Origin of the sequence: Actinoallomurus acaciae (assembly GCF_042429965.1) — a bacterium.
GTDB lineage: Bacteria > Actinomycetota > Actinomycetes > Streptosporangiales > Streptosporangiaceae > Actinoallomurus > Actinoallomurus acaciae.
The window spans coordinates 1-10,692 of record NZ_JBHLZP010000285.1 but is presented as its reverse complement, the minus strand read 5'-3'; the positions used below and the strand labels follow the sequence as shown (position 1 = coordinate 10,692).

9 protein-coding genes are annotated in these 10,692 nt (G+C 70.5%); all 9 read right to left on the bottom strand.

Annotated elements, in window-relative coordinates:
* Window positions 1-166: inositol-3-phosphate synthase (locus tag ACFFNX_RS30570; protein ID WP_378209337.1), on the bottom strand; the 166-nt coding region annotated here is incomplete at its 3' end.
* A 67-nt stretch (window positions 167-233) separates the two neighbouring features.
* Window positions 234-2,696: a PQQ-dependent sugar dehydrogenase gene (locus tag ACFFNX_RS30565; RefSeq protein WP_378209336.1), complete on the bottom strand. Its 2,463-nt coding sequence runs from the start codon at window positions 2,694-2,696 to the stop codon at window positions 234-236.
* Window positions 2,697-2,792: 96 nt separating this feature from the next.
* A complete protein-coding gene (locus ACFFNX_RS30560; RefSeq protein WP_378209335.1) occupies window positions 2,793-3,578 on the bottom strand; it encodes a ThuA domain-containing protein in 786 nt (261 codons plus the stop codon).
* A gap of 90 nt (window positions 3,579-3,668) precedes the next feature.
* Entirely contained in the window at window positions 3,669-4,904 is a 1,236-nt protein-coding gene (locus ACFFNX_RS30555; protein ID WP_378209334.1) for a Gfo/Idh/MocA family protein, read from the bottom strand.
* 89 nt (window positions 4,905-4,993) lie between these two features.
* Window positions 4,994-6,043 (bottom strand): substrate-binding domain-containing protein, encoded by a 1,050-nt coding sequence (locus ACFFNX_RS30550; protein WP_378209333.1) that lies wholly within the window; start codon window positions 6,041-6,043, stop codon window positions 4,994-4,996.
* A 48-nt stretch (window positions 6,044-6,091) separates the two neighbouring features.
* Window positions 6,092-7,207, bottom strand: coding sequence for an ABC transporter permease (locus ACFFNX_RS30545; RefSeq protein ID WP_378209332.1), 1,116 nt, complete (start codon window positions 7,205-7,207; stop codon window positions 6,092-6,094).
* Window positions 7,204-8,721: a sugar ABC transporter ATP-binding protein gene (locus ACFFNX_RS30540; protein WP_378209331.1), complete on the bottom strand. Its 1,518-nt coding sequence runs from the start codon at window positions 8,719-8,721 to the stop codon at window positions 7,204-7,206. The genes ACFFNX_RS30545 and ACFFNX_RS30540 overlap by 4 nt, the downstream gene beginning before the upstream one ends.
* A gap of 29 nt (window positions 8,722-8,750) precedes the next feature.
* Window positions 8,751-9,938 carry an ROK family transcriptional regulator gene (locus ACFFNX_RS30535; RefSeq protein WP_378209330.1) on the bottom strand — a complete coding sequence of 396 codons (1,188 nt, stop codon included), beginning with the start codon at window positions 9,936-9,938 and terminating at the stop codon, window positions 8,751-8,753.
* A gap of 451 nt (window positions 9,939-10,389) precedes the next feature.
* Window positions 10,390-10,692, bottom strand: a 303-nt coding sequence (locus tag ACFFNX_RS30530; RefSeq protein ID WP_378209329.1) for an ROK family protein, incomplete at its 5' end; no start/stop codon positions are given.

Genomic DNA, 10,692 nt, shown 5'->3' with positions numbered 1-10,692 from the left:
CGAAGACGACGTCGCCGAGGTCGGGCAGCGGCGCCTCGGCGAAGTCCGGCGACTCGGTGACACAACCCGTCGGCGGCGTGAGCCCGGCGGCGACCGCCGCCGCCCCCACCACCGCGGTGGTCGCGACGGAGCCGCGCGCCCCGATCAGCCATACTCCAACGCTCATGCTTCCCCTTTCCCGCAGGGACGGAGGCGGCCGGCCGGGGGTCGCCCAGCCGGCCGCCGGTGAACGGCTAGCCGTTCACGGTGAAGGCGTCGAAGGTGAACAGGTCACCGTCGCCGCCCTTGAACACCAGGAACAGCTTGTGCGTGCCACCTGGATCGGTCACCGGCGCGCTCACGGTGGTGAAGGCGCCGGAGGTGTCCGCCACCTTCGCCGAGCCGATGAGGGTTCCGGTGGGTGAGTCGGCGTGGACCTCGATGGTGCCGCCGGGCCCGCTCGAGGCGACCCGGAAGCCGATGGAGCTCACGCCCTGAAGGTCGTAGGGGTCGTACTCGGTCCAGTCACCGTCGTTGATCGAGGTGACGGCGTTGCCCTGGGCACCGCTCACCGCGGTGACCTGGACGCCGGAGCTGGACTGGAAGAACTCTCCCTGCTTGTCCTTGGGCTGCAGGACGATCTGCGTCTTCGACGTGAGGTCCGGCACCCCGGAGGCCGGTGAGGTGTCGGTGTAGCTCGCGCTGAAGATGCCGTAGAAGTTGTCGGCGTCGGTGTGCCCGGCCGTCGTCAGGGCGAACGTTCCGCTGCATCCGGTCGCCTGGGACAGGTTGTGCGCGTGCTGATCGTGGCCGAGTGAGTACTCGACCTGGACCTTCGAGCAGTCGACGGTGCCGTCCGGGTCGTCGACCTGGACCTTCCACGCCTGCTGCTGGCCGTCGGCGAAGGTCAGCCCGTTCGGGGGTTCGGTGAACGTGATCGTCGGGGCGGTGTTCCCGGCGGTCACCAGGATCGCCGCGGTGCCCGAACGGCCGCTCGGGTCGGTGACCGTGAGTTTCGCGTGGTACTGCCCGTTGTCGGAGTAGGTGTGAGACGGCTTGGCCTCGGTGGAGTCGGTGGTTCCGTTGCCGTCGAAGTCCCACGCGTAGGTCAGCGCGTCGTTCTCCGGATCGGTCGAGCCGGTGCCGTCGAACTGGACCGCCAGCGGGCTGTGCCCGGAGGTCTTGTCCACGGTGATGTTCGCCGTGGGGGACTTGTCACCCGGTGCGTACTCCAGCTTGTACAGAGCCGCGTCGAGTGACCCGCCGAACCAGTTGCTGCCGTAGTCCAGGACGTACAGGGAACCGTCCGGGCCGAAGTCGGCGTCGATCGGCTCCTTCAGCTGCGACCAGTCCTGGCCGTCGGTGAGCGTCTCGATGGACTGGATCGCGCCCTTGCCGTCCATCGTGATCGGCTTGATCCAGTGCGCGCCGAACTCGTAGGGGAAGAACTTCCCGTCGTAGGAGGCGGGGAACTTCGCCGGGGAGTCCAGCTTCTTGTCGAAGTGGTAGACGGGGCCGCCCATCGGCGCGCCCTCGCCGCCCAGCTGCGGGAACTGCGGGTTGCCCGCGTAGTGGTTGGCGATCCAGGCGGGTTGCGCGGGCGGCAGGTCCCGCAGGCCGGTGTTGTTGGGCGAGTCGTTCTTCGGGTGCGCGCAGTCGAACGGCGGACCGGCGGTGCCGGTCGCGAAGTCGTACCGCCGGTACGGCGTGTTCTCGCCGATGCACAGCGGCCACCCGAAGTTGCCGGGCTTGGCGATCCGGTCGAACTCGACCGTGTTCTCCGGTCCGCGGTTCGGGTCCGCGTTCTGCGCGTCCGGGCCGTAGTCGGCGAGGTACACCACGCCGGACCTGCGGTCCACGGTGAACCGGAACGGGTTGCGGAAGCCCATCGCGTAGATCTCGGGGCGGGTCTTGGCGGTGCCCTTCGGGAACAGGTTGCCGCGCGGGATCGAGTACGACCCGTTCTTGTTCACGTGGATCCGCAGCAGCTTGCCGCGCAGGTCGTTGGTGTTGGCCGCGGACCGTTCGGCGTCGAAGGCGGGGTTCCGGGTGGACCGCCGGTCGATCGGGGCGTACCCGTCGGACTCGAACGGGTTCGAGTCGTCTCCGGCGCTCAGGTAGAGGTTGCCCTTGCCGTCGAAGTCGATGTTGCCCGCGACGTGGCAGCACATGCCGCGGTTGGTCGGACCGACCTGGAGGATCTTCTGCTCGCTGCTCAGATCGATCTTGCCGTCCGTGAACCGGAACCGGGAGAGCTGGTTGTGGCCGTAGTACGGCTGGAAGTCGGCGGCCGTGCCGTCCTCCGGCGCATCGGTCGTCGGTGTGTCCAGCTTCGGGGCGTAGTACATGTACACCCAGTGGTTCTGGGCGAACTGCGGGTCGATGGCGATGCCCTGCAGGCCGTCCTCGTCGTGCGTGTAGACGTCGAGGTGCGCGGCGACGCTCGTCACGCCGTCCTGGCTGTAGTAGACGGTGCCGTCGCGCGAATCGTGCAGGACGCTGCCGTCGGGCAGGATCGCCATCGCCATGGGCTCGCCCATCGCGTCAGGTCCCTTGGCGAGGGTGACCTGCTGGAAGTCGGCCGTGGCGGCTTTGGGCAGGGGATTGGTCGCGTGGGGCAGGGGTTTCGCCCCGGCGGTGCCGGCGCCGAGCGCGAGCCCGGCGCCGACCGCCAGCGCACATGTCGTGCGCAGTAGTCTTGACCATGGTCGGTCCACGATTTCGTCTCCGTTTCTGCGAACTCGGGGCGGGGCTGACCGCGTCCGGTCGGGCGCGCGGTGCGACGCGCGCCCGGCCGTCACTCGCATGAGCGGTCAGGCACCGCCTGTCTCGTCGGCGTCACACGGGAACCTGGTCACTCCTGCGGACATCTCGATGCCGCCGAGCAGGTGCCGGACGAAGAGCGGGTCCGTGTAGCTCTCCTTGGTGTGGCCCATGCCCGTGTACCAGGCACGCCCGCCGTCGTAGCGGTGGCACCAGCTGATCGGGTGGTCGCCCATGGCGTCGGGGCCGGGATCGTAGGAGTGCTCGTCCAGCGTCATCAGTACGCGAACGCCGGCGTCCCGTGGATTGGTCTGGTAGTTGTACCACTCGTCGAAACGGGTCCAGTGCCTCGGCAGACCCCGGTTGGAGGGCGCGCCCTGGCCGACGACGTCGACCGTCGCGTCCTGCTGCGCGGGGTGACTGAGGAAGTAGGCCCCGACGAGGTCGCGGTACCAGGGCCAGGTGTAGCCCGAGTCGGCCGCGGCGTGCACGCCGGCGTAGCCGCCGCCGTGCTCGATGTAGCGCTGGAACGCCGCCTTCTCCTCCGGCTGGTCGAGCGGATCACCGGTGGTGGAGACGAAGACGACGGTCCGGTACCGGGCGAGGTTCTGGTCGGTGAACCGGGTGGCGTCCTCGGTCGCGTCCACGGCGAAGCCGTGCTCCCGGCCCAGCTTCTGGATCGCCGCGACGCCGTCCGGGATCGAGTCGTGGCGGAATCCGGTGGTCTTGGAGAAGACCAGCACGCGGAACGACGGGGTCTCCGCGCGCGCCGCGGTCCCGGTGAGGACGAGCATCCCGATCAGTGCGCTGAGGATGGATAGCCGTTTGCCTGACATGACAGTCCTCCATGCGGAGCGTCCGGGTCATTGGCAGGTGGTGGGGGACGGCGGCGGGGCCACCGTCGCGGTGATGGCCTCCTCTCGTGATCAGCCGGTCGTCGCGGTGGGGGAGGGCCGGTGCGCGGCGGCGCCGGCCGCGCCCTCCACGACGGTCCAGGCGCCGTGGCCGGCGGCGCTGCGCGTGACGGCGGAAAGGACCCGCTGCACCTGCAGGCCGTCCGCGAACGACGGTTCGGGGTCGGTGCCGGAGGCGATCGCCTCCACGAAGTCCTTCACCTCGTGGGTGAAGGTGTGCTCGTACCCGAGTACGTGGCCCGGCGGCCACCAGGCACCGGCGTACGGGTGGCCCGGTTCGGTCACGAGGATCCGGCGGAAGCCCGCGGTGCCGGGGTCCTCGGTGTGGTCGTAGAAGGACAGCTCGTTCATCGACTCCAGGTCGAAGGCCAGGCTGCCGGCCGACCCGTTGATCTCCAGGCGCAGCACGTTCTTGCGTCCCGTCGCGAAGCGGGTGGCCTCGAAGGACGCGAGGGCACCGCCGGACATCCGGCCGGTGAACAGCGCGGCGTCGTCGACGGTCACCTGCCCACGCCGGTCGTCGCCGTCCACGGTGGCGCCCAGCCCCGCCGAGGTCTCCGCGATGGGGCGTTCCTTGATGAAGGTCTCCAGCAGCGCGCTGACGCCGATGAGCCGGTCGCCGGTGACATACTGGGCGGCGTCGATGATGTGGGCGCCGATGTCGCCGAGCGCGCCCGATCCGGCCTTGTCGGCGTCCAGCCGCCAGACCAGGGGGAAGTCCGGGTCGACGATCCAGTCCTGCAGGTACTGGGCGCGGACGTGGCGGATGGTGCCGAGCCGGCCTTCGAGGACGAGGCTGCGGGCCAGTGCCAGGGCCGGGACTCTCCGGTAGTTGAAGCCCACCATGGCCCGCACGCCGTTCGCGGCCGCGCGCCCGGCGGCCTCCACCATCGCGGTCGCCTCGGCGACCGTGTTGGCGAGCGGCTTCTCGCACAGCACGTGCTTGCCGGCGTCGAGCGCCGCGATCGCGATCTCGGCGTGCGTGTCACCGGGCGTGCAGATGTCCACGACGTCCACGTCGTCGCGGCGGATCAGCTCACGCCAGTCGGTCTCGGCCGATGCCCATCCGAGCCGCTCCGCGGCCGCGGTCGCCTGCTCTCTCGACCGGCCGGCGAGCGCCACCATCGCGGGCGTGAGCGGCAGGTCGAAGAACGCGGCGGTGTTCCGCCAGGCCTGGGAGTGCGCACGCCCCATGAAGGCGTAGCCGACCATGCCGACCCCGAGCGTCGGCCTGCTTGCGTGCGACATGGGTATCGCCGTCCTCTTCCGTGGTCAGTGCCGAGTCGAACCCCCGGCGACATCGCCCCGCCCCGCCCCGATCGGGCGGGACGTCCTTCTCACTCGAACGCGAACGGGAGATATGTGTCGACGTTCTGTTTGGTCACGACCGCGGAGAACAAGGTGACCGAGGAGGGCAGCTCCTGCTCCGCGAGGTCGCTCATGATCTTGCTCTGCCCGAGCAGCCGGGCCACCCGGATCGCGGACGCGGCCATCGTCGGCGGGTAGAGCACCGTGGCCTTGAGCACGCTGTCGTCCTTCTTGATCGCGTCCATCGCGCTCTTGGACCCCGCGCCGCCGACCATGAAGAAGTCCGTGCGGCCGGCCTGCCGGATCGCCTGGAGCGCGCCGACGCCCTGGTCGTCGTCGTGGTTCCACAGCGCGTCGAACTTCGGGTGCGCCTGGAGCAGCTCCGCCATCCGCGCCTGGCCGGTCTGCACGTTGAACTCCGCCGACGCCCGGCCGACCTTCTTGATCTGCGGATAGTTCTTCAGCGCGTCGTCGAAGCCCTTGGAGCGCTCCTGCGTCAGCGGGAGCGTGTCGATCCCGGCCAGCTCGACCACGGAGCCCTTGCCGCCGAGCCGCTGGCCGATGTAGTTCCCGGCGTTCAGGCCCATGCGGTAGTTGTCGCCGCCGATCCAGGTCCGGTACGCCTGGGCGGTGTCGAAGACGCGGTCGAGGTTGACGACCGGGATGCCGGCGTCCATCGCCTTGCGGGCGGTCGGCGTCATCTGCTTGCCGTCGGCGGGCAGGATGATCAGGACGTCGACCTTCTGGTTGATCAGCGTCTGGATCTGGCTCGCCTGCTGGGCGGCGTCGTTCGAGCCTTCGGTGATCTTCAGGTCGACGTCGGAGTACCTCCCGGCCTCCTTCTTGGCCTGCTCGTTGATGGCGTTCAGCCAGCCGTGGTCGGCCTGCGGGCCGGCGAACCCGACGGTGACCTTCTTGCCGGGCTTGTCGTTGGCGCCGCCCGCCGACGCCGCGGCCGGCGCCTTCGCCTCAGGCTCGGCGTTGCTGGTGCAGGCGGCGGCGAGCGCGCCCGCCCCGGCAAGGGTGCCGCTCAGCAGGAAACCGCGGCGGCGAACGTCTCTCGCTTGGCTCGAAGTCATGACAGTCCTTTCGGCACCGGGTGTGCAAGGGGGGAGGCGGCGAGGTGGTCAGGAGGCACCGGACCCGGCTCGACGTTCGGCGAGTAGCCGTTGGAACAGCACCGCGATCACGATGATCACGCCCTTGGCGATCTGCTGTGTCGCGGTCGTGAGGTTGTTGAGGGTGAAGATGTCGTTGATCGTGGTGAAGACGAGCACGCCGAGCACCGAGCCGATCAGCGTGCCGCGTCCGCCGCTGAGGAGCGTTCCCCCGATGATCACCGCGGCGATGGCGTCGAGTTCGTACAGGTTGCCGTTGGCGGAGGTCCCGCTGCTGGTCATGATGATCAACATGATGCTGGCGATCCCGCAGCACAGACCGGACACGACGTACAGCAGCAGCGTGTGCAGCCGCACGTTGAGGCCGGCGAGCCGGGAGGCCTCCGGGTTGCCGCCGATCGCGAACGTCCGGCGGCCGTACGTCGTGCGGTTCAGCACGATCCAGCCCAGGACGACGACCACCGCGAAGATGATCACCAGTGGCGGGATCCTGCCGAACAGGAAGTGGTCCTTGTAGCCGAGGTTCACCAGTCCCTGGTTGTCGGAGTTGAGCGTCTGGGTGTGCCCACCGGAGATGTTGATCGCCAGGCCCCGGGCGGAGGCCAGCATCGCGATGGTCGCGATGAACGCCACGAGCCGGCCGTACGCGATGATCAGACCGTTGACCAGGCCGCAGCCGACACCCACCGCGAGCGCGCAGAAGATCACGCCACCGGTGCCGTAGACCTGGGTGGCCTTGGTCGTCGCCCATACGGTCGCGAGCGCCACGATGGCCCCCACCGACAGGTCGATCCCGCCGCCGATGATGACGAAGGTCATCCCGACGGTGATCACACCGATGACCGACGCGAGGGTCAGGATCACGACGACGTTGTCATAGGTCAGGAACTCCGCCGGCCGGGTCAGCGCGCCCACCGCGAACAGCACGACCAGCACGCCGATCAGGCCGACGTTGCGCAGCTCGCCGAGGCGGAACCGGCCGAGCCCGCGGGCGCCCGCCTCGGCGGCCTCCGCCTCGACGCGGCTCCGCTCGTCGGCCGGCGGCGGCCCGGCGGCGGAGCTCGTCACCGGGTCCTCCGGCGCCTCAGGGTGTTCGTCCGCGCGTACGCCGTCCGGGCCGCTCATAGATCGCTTCCTTCCATGACGAGGTCGAGGACCTTGGGTTCGTCGAGCTCCCGTGCGTCGCAGTCACGGAGGGTCCGGCCCTTCCGGATCACCAGTACGCGGTCGGCCAGGCCGAGCACCTCGGGGATCTCGCTGGAGACCAGCACGATCGCCACGCCCGAGTCGGCGAGCCGCCGGATGAGGGCGTACAACTCGGCGCGAGCCCCGACGTCGACGCCGCGCGTCGGCTCGTCCAGCAACAGCAGCCGGCAGTCCTTCAGCAGCCATCGGGCGAGGAGGGCCTTCTGCTGGTTTCCGCCGGACAGCGTCCGCACCGGGCGCCGCGGGTCGCGGGGCCGGATGTCGAGGCCGCTCACCTCGCGGTCGGCGTCCGCGAGCTCGCGCCTCCGGTCCATCCAGCCCAGGCGCGAATAGCGGCGCAGGGACGCGATGCTGACATTGCCGGCGACGCTGTCGAGCATGAGCAGCCCCTGCGACTTGCGCTCCTCGGGGGCGAGTCCCATGCCGGCGCGCACCGCGGCGACGACGCTTCCCGTACGCACCGGCCTGCCGTCGAGGAACACGCGGCCCGCCGAGGGGCGCCGCGCGCCGTACACCGTCTCGAGGATCTCCGACCGGCCCGCGCCCACCAGTCCGGCGAGGCCGACGATCTCCCCGGCGCGCACCGAGAACGACAGGTCGGAGAACACGCCGGGCAGCGACAGGCCCTCGACACGCAGCGCCTCCGGCGCCTCCGCGCTCGCCTCGGCCGCCGGCCGCGGCGGGAACACGTACTCGAACCGGCGCCCGGTCATGTGCGCCACCAGCGTGGCCGTCGGCGTCGTACGGGCGGGCAGGCCGACCGCCACCGTACGGCCGTCCTTCAAGACGGTGACCTTGTCACCGATCTCGCGGATCTCGTCCAGCCGGTGCGAGATGTAGATCACCGCGACGCCGGCCGCGGTGAGCTGGCGGATGACGCGGAAGAGGTTCTTGACCTCGTCGTGCGCGAGTGCCGCCGACGGCTCGTCCATGACGATGAGCCGGGCGTCGTACGACAGGGCGCGCGCCATGCTGACGATCTGGCGCGCCGCCGCGGACAGCCGCCCGACCTCGGCGGACGGGGAGATCTCGCCGTGCCCGAGCCGGGCGAGCAGGGCGCGCGCGGCGCGGTTCATCTCACCGCGGCGGGTGAAGCCGAGCCTCGCCTGCTCATGGCCGAGGAAGATGTTCATCGCGACCGAGAGGCCGTCGACGAGGTCGAGTTCCTGGTAGATGGTCGCGATGCCGAGCCGCAGGGCCGCGGTCGGCCCGGCCGGCTCCGCCATCTCGGCACCGCGCCAGACGATGTCGCCGGAGTCGGGTCGGTGCGCGCCCGACAGCACCTTCACGAGCGTCGACTTGCCGGCGCCGTTCTGGCCGAGAAGGCAGTGGACCTCGCCCTCGCGTACCTCCAGGTCGACTCCGTCGAGCGCCCGGACGCCGGGAAACTCCTTCACGATGCCGCGCATGACGAGCAGCCGCGGTTCGGGCATCGGCTCTCCTGTACCGGCGGGGATCCCGCCTATGTGGCCGAGAAGATGTGGTCGCTGATGAGCCGGGTCGCCCCGAGAACCCCGGCGGTGTCCCCGAGTTCGGAAAGCACGATCGGAAGGTTCCCCGTCGCCAGTGGCGGGGAGCGGCGGTAGACGACGCCGCGGATCTCCGCGAGCAGGACGTGCCCGAGGCCCGCGACGCCACCGCCGATGACGACCAGGCCGGGGTTGAAGAAGCTGATGAGCCCGGCGAGTACCTGCCCGACGCGCCGGCCGCCCTCACGGACCATGCGCACCCCAACCGGGTCGCCGGCCGCCACGGCGTCGGCGACGTCGAGGGCGGTCAGCGCGCCCGCCTGCTCCAGGCGCTGCGCGAAGAACGCCGAGCGCCCCGACCGCGCCGCCGCGAGGGCGTCTCGCGCGAGCGCGGCACCGCTGAAGTACGCCTCCAGGCAACCGGTGTTCCCGCACACGCACGTCGGCCCGTTGTCGTCGACCCGGATGTGCCCGATGTCGCCGGCGCTGCCGGACATCCCGCGGTAGATCCGGCCGTCGACCACGATCCCGCAGCCGACGCCCGTACCGATCTTGACCAGCAGGAAGTCCTCCGCCGACCGGGCCAGGCCGGAGTGCACCTCGCCCAGCGCCATGAGGTTCACGTCGTTGTCGACGAGCACGGGGCAGCCGAGCTTCTGACTGATCACCTCGCGCACCGGGAAGCGATCCCACCCGGGCATGATCGGTGGTACCACCGGCACACCCTCGCGGAAGCTCACCGGGCCGGGCACGCCGATCCCGGCGCCGTGGATCTCATCGACCAGTCCCTGGCCGCGCAGCTTGCCGAGGAGGTCGAGGACGCGGTCGAGAACGACGTCGGGACCTTCGCGCACGTTGCACGGCATGGACACGTGGCCGAGGATCTCCAGTCCGCCGTCGGTGACCGCGACGTCGATCGAGGTGGCGCCGATGTCGACGCCGATCAGCCGCAGATGCCGCGACAGCCGCACGATGTTCGACCGCCGCCCGCCGCGAGACGCCGCGAGACCGGCCGGCTCGACGAGTCCGAGCTCGACGAGGCGGTCGAGCTCCACGGCGAGCTTGGAACGGGAGAGGTGAACGACGTCGCCGAGCTCGGCCCGCGACCGCGCCCCGTCGTCACGCAGCAGACGCAACAGCCGTGTCTGGTGCACGTTCTCCGGCCGCGCCGTCATCCGCATCACGCCGTCCTCCCGGGGGGTACGGCGCGAACGTATCCGACTTTGTTGAGAGCGGGGAGGCCTATGTCCTGATACGGCCAAACTTTCTCCTCAGTGAAGACAAAGGCCCTCAACCTTGGAAAACGGGCACCCGGAAGAGGGGGACCACGGCCGTCGCGCCGGTGCCCGACACTCGCCGCGCGCCGCGGGAACGTCAGCACCACCACCCACTCCTCAGCGCGCGCCGGGAGAACGGTCGGCCGGGCGCCGTGACGAAGGCGCCGGGAGGCCGGACCGGAGGTCACGGTGAGTGCGGACCGGAGTCGGTCCCCGGGTTCTTCCTCGTGCCGAGGTCGAGGCGCTGCCGGTCGTGAAGAGGCTTGGGCATGCGGACACGGTCGCCGGAGTCGACCGGCCTGGCGGTGATGCGGGCCTGCGGACGGTCACCTGCGCGGCGGCGGTGCTTCGCCTCTCAGGAGGCGGAGAACACGTGGTCGCTGATGAGCCGGGTCGCCCCGATCACCCCGGCGGTGTCCCCGAGTTCGGAGAGCACGATCGGCAGGTTCCCGGTCGCGAGTGGCGCCGACCGCTGGTAGACCACACCGCGGATCTCCGCGAGCAGCGTGTGGCCGAGCCGGGAGACGCCGCCGGCGATGACGACCAGGCCGGGGTTGAAGAAGCTGATGACGCCGGCGAGTACCTGCCCGACCCGCCGGCCGCCCTCCCGGATCAGGCGGATGGCGGCGGCGTCGCCGGCCGCCGCCGCGGCGGCCAC